This window comes from Paenibacillus albidus (assembly GCF_014644435.1).
GTDB classification, from domain to species: domain Bacteria; phylum Bacillota; class Bacilli; order Paenibacillales; family Paenibacillaceae; genus Paenibacillus_AQ; species Paenibacillus_AQ albidus.
Map to the genome: position 1 here is coordinate 24,554 of NZ_BMKR01000027.1, position 15,950 is coordinate 40,503.

General features: G+C 46.8%; 18 protein-coding genes. 5 read left to right on the plus strand and 13 right to left on the minus strand.

Translation table 11 applies throughout. The features are described 5' to 3' along the window. Positions 1–119 precede the first annotated feature (119 nt). The 3 genes from IEY53_RS24190 to IEY53_RS24200 form a co-directional block, all read right to left on the minus strand. A complete protein-coding gene (locus tag IEY53_RS24190; RefSeq protein WP_189029600.1) occupies positions 120–374 on the minus strand; it encodes a hypothetical protein in 255 nt (84 codons plus the stop codon). Positions 375–545: 171 nt separating this feature from the next. Then, on the minus strand, positions 546–1,358 hold the full coding sequence (locus IEY53_RS24195) for an ABC transporter permease (protein ID WP_189029602.1): 813 nt from the start codon (positions 1,356–1,358) through the stop codon (positions 546–548). After that, on the minus strand, positions 1,342–2,376 hold the full coding sequence (locus IEY53_RS24200) for an ATP-binding cassette domain-containing protein (RefSeq protein ID WP_189029604.1): 1,035 nt from the start codon (positions 2,374–2,376) through the stop codon (positions 1,342–1,344). The genes IEY53_RS24195 and IEY53_RS24200 overlap by 17 nt, the downstream gene beginning before the upstream one ends. An 890-nt stretch (positions 2,377–3,266) precedes the next feature. On the opposite strand from IEY53_RS24200, the gene IEY53_RS24205 reads away from it, so the two are divergent. Continuing rightward, entirely contained in the window at positions 3,267–5,132 is a 1,866-nt protein-coding gene (locus IEY53_RS24205) for an LTA synthase family protein (protein WP_189029606.1), read from the plus strand. 101 nt (positions 5,133–5,233) lie between these two features. Here IEY53_RS24205 and IEY53_RS24210 read toward each other — a convergent pair whose 3' ends face one another. Further along, a complete protein-coding gene (locus IEY53_RS24210) occupies positions 5,234–5,593 on the minus strand; it encodes a hypothetical protein (RefSeq protein ID WP_189029608.1) in 360 nt (119 codons plus the stop codon). Positions 5,594–5,735: 142 nt separating this feature from the next. Between IEY53_RS24210 and IEY53_RS24215 the strand changes: the two genes are divergently transcribed. Next, positions 5,736–6,002 (plus strand): hypothetical protein, encoded by a 267-nt coding sequence (locus IEY53_RS24215; RefSeq protein ID WP_189029610.1) that lies wholly within the window; start codon positions 5,736–5,738, stop codon positions 6,000–6,002. Between the two features lie 10 nt (positions 6,003–6,012). Here IEY53_RS24215 and IEY53_RS24220 read toward each other — a convergent pair whose 3' ends face one another. Together IEY53_RS24220 and IEY53_RS24225 are read right to left on the minus strand one after the other, a co-directional pair. Next, entirely contained in the window at positions 6,013–6,930 is a 918-nt protein-coding gene (locus IEY53_RS24220) for a hypothetical protein (RefSeq protein WP_189029612.1), read from the minus strand. A gap of 73 nt (positions 6,931–7,003) precedes the next feature. Continuing rightward, positions 7,004–7,306 (minus strand): Dabb family protein, encoded by a 303-nt coding sequence (locus IEY53_RS24225; protein ID WP_189029614.1) that lies wholly within the window; start codon positions 7,304–7,306, stop codon positions 7,004–7,006. Between the two features lie 186 nt (positions 7,307–7,492). On the opposite strand from IEY53_RS24225, the gene IEY53_RS24230 reads away from it, so the two are divergent. Then, positions 7,493–8,323 (plus strand): helix-turn-helix transcriptional regulator, encoded by an 831-nt coding sequence (locus tag IEY53_RS24230; protein ID WP_229696320.1) that lies wholly within the window; start codon positions 7,493–7,495, stop codon positions 8,321–8,323. A 185-nt stretch (positions 8,324–8,508) separates the two neighbouring features. On the opposite strand, the gene IEY53_RS24235 is transcribed toward IEY53_RS24230, so the two are convergent. Continuing rightward, complete coding sequence (locus tag IEY53_RS24235; RefSeq protein ID WP_189029616.1) at positions 8,509–9,180, minus strand: NAD(P)H-dependent oxidoreductase; 672 nt, start codon at positions 9,178–9,180, stop codon at positions 8,509–8,511. A gap of 150 nt (positions 9,181–9,330) precedes the next feature. On the opposite strand from IEY53_RS24235, the gene IEY53_RS24240 reads away from it, so the two are divergent. After that, a complete protein-coding gene (locus IEY53_RS24240; RefSeq protein ID WP_189029617.1) occupies positions 9,331–9,684 on the plus strand; it encodes a winged helix-turn-helix transcriptional regulator in 354 nt (117 codons plus the stop codon). Between the two features lie 80 nt (positions 9,685–9,764). Here IEY53_RS24240 and IEY53_RS24245 read toward each other — a convergent pair whose 3' ends face one another. Together IEY53_RS24245 and IEY53_RS24250 are read right to left on the minus strand one after the other, a co-directional pair. Next, positions 9,765–10,634: an aldo/keto reductase gene (locus IEY53_RS24245; RefSeq protein WP_229696321.1), complete on the minus strand. Its 870-nt coding sequence runs from the start codon at positions 10,632–10,634 to the stop codon at positions 9,765–9,767. A gap of 132 nt (positions 10,635–10,766) precedes the next feature. Further along, entirely contained in the window at positions 10,767–11,183 is a 417-nt protein-coding gene (locus IEY53_RS24250) for an RrF2 family transcriptional regulator (RefSeq protein ID WP_189029618.1), read from the minus strand. A gap of 194 nt (positions 11,184–11,377) precedes the next feature. On the opposite strand from IEY53_RS24250, the gene IEY53_RS24255 reads away from it, so the two are divergent. Then, complete coding sequence (locus tag IEY53_RS24255; protein ID WP_189029619.1) at positions 11,378–12,037, plus strand: type 1 glutamine amidotransferase domain-containing protein; 660 nt, start codon at positions 11,378–11,380, stop codon at positions 12,035–12,037. 99 nt (positions 12,038–12,136) lie between these two features. Here IEY53_RS24255 and IEY53_RS24260 read toward each other — a convergent pair whose 3' ends face one another. From IEY53_RS24260 to IEY53_RS24275, 4 genes are all read right to left on the minus strand, one after another. Further along, positions 12,137–12,958 carry a glycerophosphodiester phosphodiesterase gene (locus IEY53_RS24260; protein ID WP_189029620.1) on the minus strand — a complete coding sequence of 274 codons (822 nt, stop codon included), beginning with the start codon at positions 12,956–12,958 and terminating at the stop codon, positions 12,137–12,139. A gap of 50 nt (positions 12,959–13,008) precedes the next feature. Then, on the minus strand, positions 13,009–13,839 hold the full coding sequence (locus tag IEY53_RS24265) for a carbohydrate ABC transporter permease (RefSeq protein ID WP_373293924.1): 831 nt from the start codon (positions 13,837–13,839) through the stop codon (positions 13,009–13,011). Positions 13,840–13,948: 109 nt separating this feature from the next. Next, positions 13,949–14,821 carry a carbohydrate ABC transporter permease gene (locus tag IEY53_RS24270; RefSeq protein WP_189029621.1) on the minus strand — a complete coding sequence of 291 codons (873 nt, stop codon included), beginning with the start codon at positions 14,819–14,821 and terminating at the stop codon, positions 13,949–13,951. A 1-nt stretch (position 14,822) separates the two neighbouring features. Beyond that, positions 14,823–15,893 carry an ABC transporter ATP-binding protein gene (locus tag IEY53_RS24275; protein ID WP_189029622.1) on the minus strand — a complete coding sequence of 357 codons (1,071 nt, stop codon included), beginning with the start codon at positions 15,891–15,893 and terminating at the stop codon, positions 14,823–14,825. Between the last annotated feature and the right edge of the window lie 57 nt (positions 15,894–15,950).

The window sequence follows — 15,950 nt, forward strand, 5'->3', positions numbered from 1 at the left end:
AGTGCAGCTCTCACAAATATTCCCATGAGCTATATTCCTATCATACTATAAAATGGAAGTATATTAGAAATGTACGATCCACCAAGGAAGGGGATTGGGATGGAAGCTTTGGGGCGGTCCTAACGCTCCTCCCGTTCTTTGCTTTTAATGGTGAAGCTACGGACTTTCATCCATTTCCCCGCAACCCACTCATCGATCGCTCCCGTTTTGGTTCTGACGCAAAATTTATGCTCCGTGCCCCGGTCAAAGCCTGATGCCTCAAACAATAAATCATCACCCGCTTGTCCTTTGTAATACACCTGCTTCAGTCCGAGCCTGTTTAATAACTCATGCTTTACATTTTCGATATATATACGCGAATATTCTTTGGGCATCGATGTTCCTCCTGAGATGTTCTTTTTCTTAATCTTTACTATACCAATATTTAGGCAACCCTGTTATCAATCATACAGCTATATCCTCGAGAATTGAAACAAGAACAAAAAAGGCGACCCTCCGTCAGGAGGAGTTGCCTAATCGTATCTTATATAGATTGGTATTTACCGTTACGTGTGGCGCATGTAAGCGCGGACTGTAATCGGTGCGAAGATTGCCACGACAACAGCGGCGCCAATAAGCGAATATAACAGATCTGAGCCCATCGTTCCATTATTGACAAGATCCCGGACAGCCGTAACCAGGTGGGAAATCGGGTTGATTGTTGCGAACCACCGGAGCCAATCAGGCATGGTATTGACCGGTACAAAAGCATTGGAGAGAAAGGTAATCGGGAACAGCACAATCATGGATATTCCTTGCACACTGGAAGCCGTACGCGCAATGACGCCGAAGAAAGCGAAGATCCAGCTGATGGCCCAGGAACATCCAATCACAAGAACCGCAGCGATGGCTACGTACCCGATCCCGCCTTCAGGACGAAAGCCCATCAAATACCCCATGATGAAGGTCAGCACAGTTGCTATCGTATAACGGACGGTATCAGCCAGCAGAGCACCCGCCAGTGGAGCAATCCTTGAAATAGGCAATGATTTGAAGCGGTCGAATACGCCCTTTTCCATATCCTCACGCAGCTGGACACCTGTAACAATTGAAGTCGTGATCACCGTCTGCACAAGGATACCCGGGATGATGACCGGCAAATAATTAATTACATCACCTGAAATTGCCCCACCGAAGATATAGGTGAACATCAGGGTAAAAATAATCGGTTGAAGCGTTACATCAAACAGTTGCTCGGGTGTGCGTTTGATTTTCAGCAAACCGCGGTAAGCCATCGTGAGTGAATTCCGCACCGCCTGACCGAAGCTGGAATGGTTTTTGAGACGGCGCTCGGCGCCCGGTTTAATTAATGTACTCATATTGTTGCCCCTCCACTTTGTTCGATTTACCGGACACCTTGGCTGCGTCCTCCTGTACACCATGGCCCGTAAGGGTCAGAAACACTTCGTCAAGGGTAGGTTTCTGCACACTCATTTCAGACAAGGGGATGCCTGCCTCCCGGAGAGCGAGCAACAGGTCCGTGACTTGATCCGCATTGCCCATCGGGGCAGAAATCTTGGCAGCTTCCGCCGATACTGCGGACTGCACCTTAAGCACCCGTTCGACGGTCTGACGGGCAAGCTCCATGTCCTGCAGATTCTGCACTCTCAGTTGCAGCGACGAGGTGCCGATAGACGACTTCAGATCATCCACTGTGCCTTCGGCAACCACCCGGCCATGATCAATCACCGCAATCCGGTCAGCCAGCTGATCGGCCTCTTCCAGGTACTGCGTTGTCAGCAATACGGTTGAACCCGATTCGACAAGCCGCCGGATCGTATCCCACATTTGGTTGCGTGTACGCGGGTCCAGACCGGTAGTCGGTTCATCCAGGAAAATGAGCGGTGGCTGCGCAATAAGGCTTGCGGCCAAATCCAGCCGCCGGCGCATGCCGCCGGAGAAGTTTTTGAGCGGACGTTTGGCCGCTTCGGTCAGCCCGAATTCCTCCAAGAGCTCCGCTGCCTTACGCCGGGACTCGGCGCGCCCCAGACCTAACAGCCGGGAGAAAATCACCAGATTTTCGGTGGCACTGAGCGACTCATCGACGGATGCGTACTGGCCGGTCACTCCGATCAATTGCCGTACGATATGCGGTTCGTTCACCACGTCATGCCCGAAGACCTTAGCTGAACCTGCATCCGGGCGTAATAAGGTCGCCAGCATTCGAATCGCGGTAGTTTTCCCCGCTCCATTCGGACCAAGCACACCATAGATCGAACCGGTAGCCACTTTAAGATCCACTCCGTCCACCGCGCGGTTGTTTCCAAATACCTTGACGAGCCCGTGCGCTTCGATGGCCCATTCCCCATTGTGCGGTTCTGTTTTTGTTTGATTCACTTGCTACTCCTCCTTGACAACTTTGTTTAAACTAAATATAAATAGGGTATGTATTCCTTCGGTGCTGCTTCATTATAATCCCAATCCCATGAGCCGCTTAACGGTCTGCAAGACCATTTATGTCTCGGTCCCAGGACGTAGGAACAGATCAACATCACCCTACGGGTGAATAACAACTCGGAGCTTACGAGGCCCGGATTGTTGTACAATAGGCAAGATTATCGTCATTTGGCTTGCTTAGAGCTCACATTGTTGTACAACGTGCACAACTCTCGCCCATATAGCGTGGTTAGGACATGCATTGTTAACCGTGCGATTGTGCGTGGGTGCCTCTACGGACATGATGAGGTCCCTTCACGATCTATCCGCGGCTGATGCGGACAGGAAATCCCTTATTGGGGAGGATTCGTCTATTCAGCAGGATAAACGGACAGAGATTCCGCTAATTGTCCTATCTCCCCTCATTCTAGGCCCAATCGAACGATATAACGGCTCCTGAGTCCGAATTCACCAGGAAAGCACACTTTTTCACAAAATAAGCTCTTCTCTGTCCGCTTCACTCCGTTGATGGAGCCCAATCCTCCTGCACTGCTATATCATCTGAAGCTTCCTAGATATCCACATTTTTTGGTATTGATAATTTCCTATACAACCAAAAAAGCCGCTCCTCACGGAACGGCCAGTTATTTCACTTAAATATCCTGTTACCCAGCAACCACCGAGGTTTGAGACGTTATCATCCTGACTTTGTTCAATCCGCCGTGAATAACGGAGGAAGATTGAAGATCTTATGAATAGACATTTCAGGTTCATTAAATCTGTTATAGTTGATGAGGAAACCTTCTATGTAATAGAAGGAACTAAGTAAAAGAAAAGGATGCGCATCAGCAATGCGGTTGAAGGCACCACGCACACTCAGTAAAAGATCCATACTATTTTTCTCTTTTATTATGCTTGCAAAAAGTTATTTTGCCTGGTTCTACTTGTTCGATGACGGGCCAAGCTGGAGTACATGGTTCAAAGAAATTCCTTTTGTACTATTAATCTTCTGCATGATTGAATGGTTCGCCACGAAACGGAAGATTGCCATCTATATGCTTGTTAATCTTCTAATTACTTTATTGTTCTTCTCCTTGATAGTCTACCATAATCACTTTGGCATTATTGCTACTTCTCAGGTGCTTGGCCAGGCCAAGCAAGTAGGAGCCGTCAAGAAGAGTATTTTTGCGGGCATCCACCCTCAATATATGCTTTTTTTTCTGGATATTATTATCATCAGCCTGATTATGCTCAGCCGGAAGAAAGCGCTGGCCTGGAAGAAATCCATGTCACGCCCTGGCAACCGGAAGGCGGTCGCTGGCTTGTTCTGTATATCCTTGGCGATATGTATGATGAATATCTTCCCGAACCAGGCCAGTATGAATGAAACCATCCAGGCCGAGCAAATGGGCATTCTGAATTACGAAGCTTACGCCCTGCTTGCGGATCAAGAGGAAGAGCAAATCGAGTTCTCCGAAATAACACAATCCGTCATTAATCAAACAAAAGGCGTTCACTTTCAGTTCAAACCGGCTTTATTTGGAGCTGCCAAAGGAAAAAACCTGATCATTATTCAAATGGAGTCCTTTCAGAACTTCTTAATCCATTTGTCGATCGATGGACAGGAAATTACACCGAATATGAATAAGCTTGCGGACAGTAGTACCTACTTCCCCCGATTCTTTCAACAGGTCGGGCAAGGCAACACCTCCGATGCCGAATTTATCGTGAACACTTCCTTTTATGTTCCGCCGGATGGCGCGGCTACGGAGATGTACGCTTCCAAAGAACTTCCAAGCTTACCCAGACTGCTGCAGGAACAAGGTTACGACACCGCCACTTTCCATACAAATGATGTTGACTTCTGGAACCGCGGTGAGCTGTACAATGCACTGGGATTTAACCGGTACTATGACAAAGCCTTTTTTGGCGAAAACGACACCGTGTTTTATGGAGCGTCCGATGAAGTTCTGTATTCGAAGACATCCGTAGAACTGGCCCGAATGAATGAAGGCAATTCGCCTTTCTATTCACAGGTCATTTCCATGTCCTCGCATAATCCGTTCTCAATTCCGGAGAACAAATACCACATGCAACTGCCGGAACGATTCGAGGGAACGTTCATTGGTGATTACATTCGTGCCCAGAATTACGCTGATTACGCGCTTGGCCAGTTCATCGAAGAACTCAAGCAGAACGGTGTATGGGATGACAGCTTAGTCGTACTGTACGGCGATCATCGCGGACTACCTATTTTCTCGCTGAAAGATGAAGATAACGCCTTATTGGCGGAAATTCTGGACCATGAATATACGGAACGCGATCTGATCAATATTCCATTGATCATTGCCTCTGGCGGGGTTGCGACTCCAAGCGTTAAGAATCAATTGGGCGGACAGGTTGATATTCTACCGACTGTAGCGAATTTATTGGGAATTCCCCTTCATGACCATATTCATTTTGGGCAGGATTTATTGAATCAGACAGCCTATAATTTGCTGCCACAGCGCTATTATTTGCCGACCGGATCATTCGTTAATAACGAAGAGCTGTTCTTATCCGGCAGCGGGTTCGAGGACGGCCAGCATTATACCTTGTCCGGTGACGGCAACAAACCGCTTCATTCCACAGAAGATGAATTCAATCGTGCGCTGAAGCTCCTCCACCTGTCCGACAGTTATGTATCACAATTACCGGATAGGGAAGTCAATGAGTAAAGCAGATACGGACATTCCTCTCGGCAAAGAAAGCAGTGTATAGGCACAGCTACCCCCGCTTCGCAACTATGAAACGGGGGTAACCAGAAAGAATATGAACCTCAAGCCTTGAACAATACAATAATCTCGACAAGCAGAACCAGCCCGGCGGTGGACACACCAAGCGAATTGATCACCGTCAGCGCGTCAGGGTAACTCTCCTTCCGGAACTGTGAGCAGAGCGACACTGTCCACAGCACACTGAAAAAGAGTCCCGCCGACCCGCAGCCTGGCTCGCCCAGCGCCCGTCTTCTCCGGTTGAAAAATCTGCCTAGCCCGGCAAAGGTGATTAACATGTAAAGAATAAGTTCAGCAGATGAAATCACTATGGCTTCACCTGCTGAAAACAGGTGCATTAAAGCGTACTGAATGCCGAGCCCCATAAACACAAGCAGGTTAAAGGAAACTTTGTTTAAGCTCAACCTTTTCTCTCCTCCTTTGCGTAAAAATGTACAACAGCATTTAGATAACGCTTACATTGTAACTGTAATCACTCCCTTTTACTGTGATATTTCCCTCTTCCATCCTTTTTATATAGGAAAAGAAGACTACTACTGATGAGCGATGGGCAACGTTGCTGCAGAATGGTCGGCTTTTGTTCAGGCCATGGGTGAGCGGGAGCGAAGGTTCCCCGGATTTCTGAATGAACCGGTTACAGAAGATGAAATTGCCGAAGACGAAGAGGATGATATTTTCTTAAGCCTGGAGTCCCATGCAATTGATGTATGGAAAAAGAAAAGCGAACATTGTTCTCCCTTAGACTTTTTTATCAAAAAACGTTGTTGTGTCACAAATAGACCGCTCCCTGTCAGGGAACGGTCCATCTCCTAGGGTTGTTGTATCAAATAGATTTCAAAAAGTCATTGACAGCCTGAGTTTTCTTATCTCCGTTCTTCTCCAGCAGCACCAGGAAATCACCCAGCTGTGTCAGCAAAGGGCTGGCCTCGGTCTGATCGGGCCCTGCTTCCGCCAATGTATTCTCATAAGCTATTGCTGCTTTCTCATTCATTATCTGTGTTTTATTGTCGAACAGCGGCGTGTTTTTGGTGCCGTAGAATACATACATCTTCGCTACGCCAAAAGCTTCTTTAACAGCCGTTGTACGGTTAGAGATCTTATAGGTTTTCAGAAATTCCTCATATTGCAAAGCCCTTTCCACGACCTTATACCAGTCGATCAGTAAAGTTCCGTTCACCGCAGACGGTTGCTCTGACTCGGCAGCCATCAGCTCGATATAGGCTTGCAGATCTTTGGTGACATAAGGTTTGAACACTTTGAAGCTTTTGTATTGAATAACCGGATAAAAATAGCCGCCGCCTGATTCTAGCTTATAGTCCATATAAAATAAGTCCTGCAGGACAACCCGGGTTCCGGGCTGCTTCACCTTGGAGCGGGCCAGCACCATCGGCATGCCTGGTGTATAAATACTCTTAATATCTTTTTGAATGGCCGGCGTATTCATCCGTTTGGTTGCTGTGGGCAGATAGGCTTTCAGCGCATTTTCTAGATGCAGGACCGCCAGACTAGCCTCTGTGGCTGTCATTTCATCAATACGGTTGACTAAGGTGGCTTGGGCCAGACCAAGTGAAGATGGCTTCTTCACTCTCTGTTCAAACAAGTCGAATGAGGCAGAAGACTTCACCACCGCTGCTTCTGTCCGTTGCGGGAAGACGCCGGATACGGCAAGCAGGCCACTCGTTAAGAACAGGATGGAGCCGAGACCGGCGGCTATGGATCTTGTAAGATTGGTTTGTTTCATAGAGAACTCCTTCTATAGATAATATTGGGAATGAATCAATATTACCACCAAATCTAACAGATAAACAGCAGCTTTAAATGATCGGGTAGTCCACGACAATGACACTTTCAATCCATCCGCCTACACTTTGCAAAAATTGCTGATGGAGCGGGTGATGGAAGTAGTCCTTGCTCGCCTGCTCATCTTGGAATGTAACCCGAATACCGAAGCTATATCCATTCATATTCTCAATTTCTTCAGTAACATTGATGCCTGCGCTGAGTTCGATAATTCCAGGAATACAGTCTTTAAAGGTTTTTACTGTCTGGATTATTTCTTCTTTTTGTTCCGTCGTAACGTTTCCCTTGAATTTAAATAGAACAATATGCTCGTACATGATTAAACCTCCAATTCAATGATCAAAAAGATCATTTCTATAATTGATTTTTTGTCAAAGGATGACATAAGCTATTGTACATAGAACCAAATTTCTCTGGAAGAGATGTGGTTATCCTGGGATTGGCAGTCCTACTCTTCTTATGAAGCTTATACGAAAGGAAAAATATATATGTCGATACCCCCATTGGATCGTTATCAAGAACTGGCCCGTTTTTTGCGGATTCGCCGAGAACGGATTACACCCGGGCAAGTCGGGTTGCCTTATAACGGACGCAGACGTACTCCTGGGCTCCGCCGTGGAGAAGTTGCTATGTTAGCGGAAGTAGGAGTAGATTGGTACACCTATCTGGAACAGGGACGCCACATTAATGTGTCCACCGAAGTCCTCGAACGATTGTCCAATGTGTTGATGCTTGATGCATCCGAACGCAAGCATATTTTTTCTTTGGCCCGCAAGGAACTGCCCTTAGAACAGGCTAAGGAGGCTTCCACCATCAGCGAGACACTGCAACGTTTTCTGGATGGTCTTGGCACCTCCCCTGCTTGCATCATGGACACCCGGATGAACATCGTCGCATGGAATTCTGCTTACTGCGTTCTAAACGGCGATTTATCCGTCATGTCGAAGCGGGAGCGGAATTTCGTCTGGATGACTTTTACCTCAGCACAGTTTCGGTATCTCAAAGGAGATCAATGGGAACCACACGCCCGGCGCATTGCAGCACAATTTCATGCCGGTTATGCCCGTTATATAGACGATCCCTGGTGGTCCGAGCAGTTCGAGGCTTTATCCAAGGCCAGCTCTGAATTCCGGGAATTTTGGGAAACCCATGATGTGAGAGAAGCCATCGACGGCCCTAAAGCTTTGCGTTGCCCGAACTTAGGCATGTTGAATTTCGACCATGTATCCTTTCAATCCTTGGAGAATCCAAATCTTATCGTATCGATTCACGTTCCGCACCAAGACGGCACAATCGAAAAAATGCGGCAGCTCATGGGTGAGATTTCATTATGATTCGCTTGCTCGAACATTTGAAAGAGCTTGCCGGTTTTAAGATCATTGGTAAAACAACGGATGGTGAAGTTAACAGAGCAAGAGCAGCCCACCCTTGGAGGATGGACTGCTTTTATTTAGGGGTATCTGTTTATCAATTCGATCTGCATTTTATACCAAGGTATGACTTTTACAGGGCTCTCCTATCAGCGCCATGCTACAAGCTTTTCCATATCACTTCTCGTTTTGGCACGTTTCGGCTCTTCTTGCCGGTAGCCTAACGCCATCATAACAGCACTTTGAAAGTTTCCGTTCTCCAGCAGGCCTTCATCTGCCAGTATGCGGTCAACTTCCGCATAATCAAATCCCTCAATTGGGCATGAATCAATGCCGATTAACGCTGCAGCCGTCATCATATTGCCTAATGCAATATATGCTTGCTTTGCAGACCACTCATACAGCAGCCGCTCATCGTCCAGCAAGCCGCGCACTTGTTGAACATCCTTTAAAGCACCGGATATATATTGTACAACCTCTTCCGGCATTTGCTGTACTTGTCTCATATGATCCAGCACATAAGGTGAATTATACTGAACATTTGTTCTGGCCAAAATAATAACAAAATGGCTGGCAGTGTCCAGTTGTCCCTGTGCCCCAAGCGCTAAGTGCTTGAGCTTATTCCTAAGTTGGCGATTTTGCACCACGACAAATTTCCACGGCTCAAGGCCGATGGAACTTGGCGACAATCTGCCTGCTTCCAAAATATACTGAGCATCCAAGTCGCTTATTAACCGGGCCGAGTCAAACACTTTTGTCGCATGTCTGTTCTGCAATGCTGCCAGCACCTGTTCTTTGCTGATTTCTCTCATGGTATCCATATCCACACTCTCCCTTGTTTGTTGTTCAAAAAATATCATATGATAAAATATTATCGTATAATAGTATTATAAAAGCTTCATTACAGCGTTTCTACGCTATAACTAGAGCGTAAGTATGTCATTGGATACTAAGCGAAAGAGGTGGCGATTATGCCATATACAAATGAAATTCTGGAAGAATGCGGCTTCACCAGTGCCCAAAAGATTTTATCGGGCAAGTGGTCTATGCTGATTATTTTGTTTTTGAGTGAAAAAACCATGCGCTTTAATGAAATTCAACGCTTATTTCCAGACATTACACATGCTACCTTGACTAAGCAGCTGCGAATTCTGGAGGACTATGGCATTGTAGACCGAACCGTTTATCCCCAAATTCCGCCAAAGGTTGAATATGCATTGAGCGATGTCGGCATGCAGCTCAAACCCATCCTGGACTCCGTCATGTTATGGGGAGAGGTATACAAAAAGCACCAAAACCAACCAGCGTCAGCCACTAAAGCCTGAAAAATGCGATTCATCGAAAGGTGTCTTAAATAAAAAATTTTATAATACCCTAATGTGGAATATGATGTCGATATAGACCATTACTTTAGAAAAAGCTTCATCAACCAGTTATAGATAGGATTTATGATATAACCTGTTGGATTAATTGCATACCTTTTGCCGGTGTTTAGCCGGCTGATTTTCTCCATTTCATCTGCATTCAGCCCAAAATCAAAAATCTGACTATTCTCTTTCATCCGCTTGGGATTTGATGATTTAGGGATAACAATAATGCCCCGTTCCAGATGCCAACGCAAAATAACCTGGGCCACCGTTTTCTGGTGTGCATGGGCAATGATCTGTAATTCAGGATGTGCCAATAATGTTTTATTTCCTTGGCCCAGTGGGCCCCAAGCCTGATGCAAAATCTGATGTTCCTTGAGATAGTTATGCAGTTTATTCTGCGGAAACTCCGGATGAGTTTCAATCTGATTAATCATGGGTGGAATCTTGGCATGTTTTAGCAATTCTTCGAGGTGCTGAATCTCAAAATTCGCCACGCCGATCACTTTGATTTTGCCTTGCGAATACAATTCCTCCATCGCCCGCCACGTTCCCATATAGTCCGGTGAGGCGAAATGGATCAAGTACATATCGAGATACTCTACCTTTAGTTTTTTAGCAGTTTGTTCAAAAGCCCTTTTAGTGGCTTCATATCCATGATCCGTATTCCAGACTTTTGATGTGATAAAAAATTGTTCGCGGGGAATCCGGCTTTTTTGAATTTCGATGCCCAACGCTTCCTCATTGCCATAAATTTTGGCGGTATCAAAATGCCGATAACCAATACGAATAGCCTCTCTTATCGCAGTTTCAAATTCACCCTTATTAGTCAGCTTATACACGCCAAAGCCCAATTGAGGGATTTGCACCCCGTTTACCGCTTCTATCCTCTGGTTTTCTAAATCCATTCTTATTCTCCTCCAGTTATCACTCCATATTTGCTTGTAAACAAAATCCCCATTTATATGTACATATATAATATTCTAAATATTTAATATATATAGTTTAGTCCAAAAAAAAGGGGCTGAATCCCCTCTTCTCTAACCCATTAAATCAATCAAGTAGGTTTCTTGCAGACGATTCTGCATGGCTATCTCCGCTGCTTGCAGACTATCGGCGATTTTTTGTTTCACTTCATCAACTTCCTTGCCTTGCAGCGTCACATCCGTATGAATTTTAAACAGCGCTTTTCCAGGCTCAACGGCCAGAAAAACATCCAATAAGGTAATTTCCGCTAAAGGCCTCGCCAGTAAGATGCCCCCCTTTGCGCCTTCTTTGGCAATTGTTAGCCGGGCATTGTTCAAGTTACGGATGACTTTAACTGTTGTTGGAACGGGGATATTCAATTGCTCAGAAATAACTTTCGTTGATAAAAAGTTATTGCAGTGTTCCTCCGCGATCCCATGAATATAAAGTAAAATTGAAATGCCTTGTGACAACGCCGTTGAGTAAGCCATTTGAATTCATCCCATCTGCTTAGCTTTCTAAATATACTATATATCTTTTAGATTCAGTTAGCAATAGGCACATAATTATTTCTCGGAACTATAAATATATTTATACCTTCATGCCCATTATCTAATTGGATATATTCCTGAGCCAACTATACAATGGGGACATCAAAACAAATTCCTTAAAGGAGAGAAACAACATGCCAAAAAATATAGCCATCATTGTTACATCAGCGGATAAAATGAATAACGGGAAGCCAACCGGTCTATGGCTATCCGAATTTGCTGAGCCTTATCTGGAATTCAGCAAACAAGGCTACCGCATCACCGTAGCCAGTCCACTCGGCGGACAGACGCCAATTGATGAGTCCAGTATAAATGCGGACACACCCAAGGAGATTCTTGACTCTGTCCGCTATCTGGAAAATACGGTGTCAATAGAGGAGATTAAATCCGAAGACTTTGATGCTATTTTCCTTCCCGGTGGTCACGGTACGATGTTTGACTTGCCCGGGAACCAGAAGCTCCAATTACTGCTGAGAGAATTTTACGAAGCGGGTAAAATTGTCGCCGCAGTTTGCCACGGACCCGCCGGATTGATCAACGCCACTTTATCCGACGGAACGCCTCTGGTTCAAGGAAAACGAGTGACAGCTTTTACCGACTCGGAAGAGAAAGCGGCCACTTTGGACGCCTATATGCCTTTCTTGCTGGAATCCTCATTGCGCCAAGCGGGGGCCAACTTTGTAGCAGAATCCGACTGGAGTAATCATTATGAGGTTGACGGAAATTTGATTACCGGACAAAATCCTCAATCTACCGAAAGTGTTGCCAAAGCAATCATTAATCAACTGGGTTGAAGAGTAGTGAACAAGCATTTGCGAAGCAACTGAGCTTGATATAAAAAGGCGTATAGCCAGCTTTCCCAAGTGTGGGAAGGCTGCTTTACGCCTTTTGGCTTAATCCGGATAATTCGTTATGATCCCATCTACGCCGAGCTTTTTCATTCGCTTCATATCCTGATCATTCCGTATCGTCCAAGCCATTACCTTGCGGTTTCGACTATGGATTTCCAGGGCGATTTCCTCGTTAAGCAGATCATGGTTATAGTTAATATATGATGCATAAGATGCGAGCTTATCCATTGTCTCGTCCGATAAGGGGTGCTGATCGGGGTGGATAAGGACGGCACCGGGAATGTCAGGCAGCAGGGTGTGAATACGGTACATCGCTTCGAAATCGAAGGATTGAATGATGATGCCTGCGGTATCTTCGTAGGGAAGCTCATACCGACGCACAATCTCAGCCAGTTTCTCTTCAATCCCCGGGTACAGTGGCGGGTCCTTGATTTCTATGAGAATACCGATCCTTCCCGCAAAACGGTCCATCACTTCTTCAAGCGATACTATGGCTTCGTTTGAATAGGCTGCACTAAAGAAGCTTCCCGCATCCATCCCATGAAGCTCCCGCAAAGTATAATTGTGTACATAACCGGTATACTTCGTCGTTCTGTCCACCGTTTTGTCGTGGAAGACGACAAGCTCCCCATCCCTGCTCATCCGCACATCGAGTTCGATGAAGTCGGAACCAAGCCGCTCGGCCAGCTCAAAAGAGGCCATTGTATTCTCGGGGGCATACCCGGATGCCCCGCGATGCGCGATGATCAAAGGACCCTCCGACTTAGAGAAGCTTGTAGCAGATACGGTTAGAGCCGCGCAGCACAGCGTTAATAATAGTAATCCGGTCTTATGCCAATCTAAAGATGCTTGTCGGCTGGCCATCGCTTCACCTCCTGACAGAACCGCTGACTTGGGGTGCTCCTTCCGTTCTTTTATTTCACGCCGTTATACACGAATGCTTTAATAATTTGACGCTGCGACAGGAAAAAAACGAGCAGAATCGGAGCTACCAAAATCAGGTTTCCGGCCATCAGGATATTCCATGTCGCCACGCCTTCCACTTCTCTTATCTTGGCGATGCCAAGAGGCAGCGTTCTCGCCGTTTCGTTCGTCGTCATGACGAGCGGCCAGAAGTAATCATTCCAATGGGCAATGAAGCTGAATAAGGCAAAGGTAACGAGCACCGGCTTCACCATTGGCACCATAATCTTTAAGATAATTTTCCACTCAGCCGCCTGATCGAGCCGCGCCGCTTCAAGCAATTCATCCGAGATTTGCTTGAATGCTTGCCGCAGCAGAAAGATGCCAAAGGCGCTCGACGCAAAGGGAAGAATGAGGCCAAGATGTGTATTAAGCAGTTTGAAGGCGCTCAGCTCCAGGTAGACGGGAAGAAAAATTAACTGGGCAGGAATCATCAATGTCACCATAACGATGCCGAACAGAAAGTTCGATCCTCTGAATTTATAACGTGCAAAAGCATAGGAGGCCGGAATAATCGTCAGCATCTGAAGAATGAGTATGCCGACCGAAATAACGACGCTGTTCACAAAATAGCTCAGGAACGGTCCCGTGTTCCAGGCATCGGCGTAATTTTGCCAAACCAGGTTCTTCGGTATCCACTCCGGCGGAAATATCATTGTCTCCGGCATGGTCTTCAACGATGTGGAGATCATCCAAACAAACGGCATGGCGAAGATCAGCACAAGCACCAGCAGGCCAACCACATTTAACACGCTGAGCACAACCCGTAGCGTTTTTCGCAAATTCGCTTGTATACTGCGCTGTCCCGTCCACTTGTCTTCGGCAGAAGCCCCGATAGGAGTCCCACCAATCGTATTGTTGTTAACAGCTTTCAAGAACTTCACCCACTTTCTAACGGTAATGAACGCGATTCGATAACATTTTGAAGTAAATCATCGTTAATATGCCTACGATGATGAGCAGGATGACGCCGGCAGCGGAGGCATAGCCGATCTTAAAGAAACGGAAGCCGTATTCGTAAATGTAATACACCAGCGTATTGGTCGAATTGACCGGGCCTCCCTGGGTCATAATCGCGATGGTCTCGAAGACTTGAAACGACCCGATCATGTTGATGATCACGAGGAAAAATAGAGTCGGCGACAACATCGGCAGGATCAGCTTCGTAAAGGTCCTCCAAGGTTTGGAACGGTCCAGAGAAGCCGCTTCGTAAATGTCGGTCGGGATGCTCTGCAGACCCGCGATAAACACAAGGGTGTTGTAGCCAAGCCCTTTCCATACGGCCACCATTACCAGCGAAATCAGTGACGTGCTCGGATGCGACAGCCACTGCAGCTTGTCGAAGCCAGCAAGGCCGATCACCCAGTTCAGCAGCCCGTATTCGGGATCCATCAGCCAGCTCCACAACAGCGAGATGGACACCAGGGAAATAATATGCGGGGTGAAAATGGCGCCCTGCACGAAGCCGTAGAAGTAGCTCTTCCTGTTCAGCCACAGCGCAAGCAACAATGCGATCACGGTCGTTAACGTCACCGTCAGAACCATATAGATCGTCGTATTCGAGAGCACCTGCCGGAAGTCCGGTTCCATTAGAAGATCCTTAAAGTTCTGGAAGCCGACGTACGTCTTGACCGGGCTTACAAAGTTCCAGTCGAACATACTTAAATAGATCATGTAAAAGATTGGATAAATAAAAAACAGGGAAAAAATGATAATGGCCGGGGCAACCATTCCGTAAGGGCGCAGCTTCTCCCATACTGTCATGTCAGATCCCTCCAGCAGGAACAGGCCGTTTTGTACTTACCTCAATGCCGCGCAGCCTTTCCCCGCTCAGACCGAAATAATAGAGATCGTCATGCGGAACCGTAACCGTCACACGATCGGCGGTCACTAAGGGCGCGAGGAATGTTTTAACGTAAAAGATGCCGGTCCGGGACTGGATCTGATAAATATTCTCCGCTCCCAGACTTTCACGGATCAGAATCTCGCCTTCCAACACGTAACCTTCGATATCCGCACCAGCGTTAATCATTGCTTGCTCCGGACGGAACCCTACATAGCCGATGCCAGCAGCTGACTGGATATCCAACCCTTGCACATCCTTCCTGTTCATTATGTTCATGGCCGGAGTTCCGATAAACTCCGCGGTGAACAAATTAGCCGGGTCGTGATAGATCTTCATCGGAGAGTCGGCTTGTTGAATAACCCCCTTGTTCATTACGACAATCTCATCCCCCATAGACATGGCTTCCACTTGATCATGCGTCACGTAGACAAAGGTTGTTCCCAGCCGCTTGTGAAGCTGAATCAGCTCCGTTCTCATTTGGTTGCGCAGCTTGGCGTCCAGATTGGACAAAGGCTCATCGAGAATGAATACCTTCGGTTTCTTCACCATTGCCCGAGCGAGGGCAACCCGCTGACGCTGCCCGCCGGACAAGCTCTGCGGCTTCTTATCTAGATGCGGAGTTAACCCGACAATCTCCGAAATGTCCTTCACCAGCTTCTCGCGCTCTTCTCTAGGAACCCCTCTATTCTTGAGGCCGAACTCGATATTGCCACGGACGGTCATGGTCGGATATAAGGCATAATTCTGAAAAACCATCGCCACATCCCGCAGCCCGGGCGGCGTATCGTTCACACATTTGTCGTCGATCCATATTTCTCCGCCGGACTGCTTCTCAAGCCCGGCTACCATGCGCAAGGTCGTTGATTTACCGCAGCCTGACGGTCCAACCAGAACCGTGAACGAACCGTCTTTGATCGTTAAATTCAAATCCTCAATTATGGTTTCATCTTTAAACTTCTTGCTTATATGTTTCAGCTCGATCTTCGCCATCCGGGTATTGCCCTCCTTTTAATGGAATCCCATACTTCAGGATCGCTGCTCGGGTAC

What these genes read in the sequence shown, in the direction of transcription:
- IEY53_RS24190 (WP_189029600.1), bottom strand. Translation starts at nt 374, where the DNA reads ATGCCCAAAGAATATTCGCGTATATATATCGAAAATGTAAAGCATGAG.
- IEY53_RS24195 (WP_189029602.1), bottom strand. Translation starts at nt 1,358, where the DNA reads ATGAGTACATTAATTAAACCGGGCGCCGAGCGCCGTCTCAAAAACCAT.
- IEY53_RS24205 (WP_189029606.1), top strand. Translation starts at nt 3,267, where the DNA reads ATGCGGTTGAAGGCACCACGCACACTCAGTAAAAGATCCATACTATTT.
- IEY53_RS24215 (WP_189029610.1), top strand. Translation starts at nt 5,736, where the DNA reads ATGGGCAACGTTGCTGCAGAATGGTCGGCTTTTGTTCAGGCCATGGGT.
- IEY53_RS24220 (WP_189029612.1), bottom strand. Translation starts at nt 6,930, where the DNA reads ATGAAACAAACCAATCTTACAAGATCCATAGCCGCCGGTCTCGGCTCC.
- IEY53_RS24225 (WP_189029614.1), bottom strand. Translation starts at nt 7,306, where the DNA reads ATGTACGAGCATATTGTTCTATTTAAATTCAAGGGAAACGTTACGACG.
- IEY53_RS24235 (WP_189029616.1), bottom strand. Translation starts at nt 9,180, where the DNA reads ATGGATACCATGAGAGAAATCAGCAAAGAACAGGTGCTGGCAGCATTG.
- IEY53_RS24240 (WP_189029617.1), top strand. Translation starts at nt 9,331, where the DNA reads ATGCCATATACAAATGAAATTCTGGAAGAATGCGGCTTCACCAGTGCC.
- IEY53_RS24245 (WP_229696321.1), bottom strand. Translation starts at nt 10,634, where the DNA reads ATGGATTTAGAAAACCAGAGGATAGAAGCGGTAAACGGGGTGCAAATC.
- IEY53_RS24250 (WP_189029618.1), bottom strand. Translation starts at nt 11,183, where the DNA reads ATGGCTTACTCAACGGCGTTGTCACAAGGCATTTCAATTTTACTTTAT.
- IEY53_RS24255 (WP_189029619.1), top strand. Translation starts at nt 11,378, where the DNA reads ATGCCAAAAAATATAGCCATCATTGTTACATCAGCGGATAAAATGAAT.
- IEY53_RS24260 (WP_189029620.1), bottom strand. Translation starts at nt 12,958, where the DNA reads ATGGCCAGCCGACAAGCATCTTTAGATTGGCATAAGACCGGATTACTA.
- IEY53_RS24270 (WP_189029621.1), bottom strand. Translation starts at nt 14,821, where the DNA reads ATGACAGTATGGGAGAAGCTGCGCCCTTACGGAATGGTTGCCCCGGCC.
- IEY53_RS24275 (WP_189029622.1), bottom strand. Translation starts at nt 15,893, where the DNA reads ATGGCGAAGATCGAGCTGAAACATATAAGCAAGAAGTTTAAAGATGAA.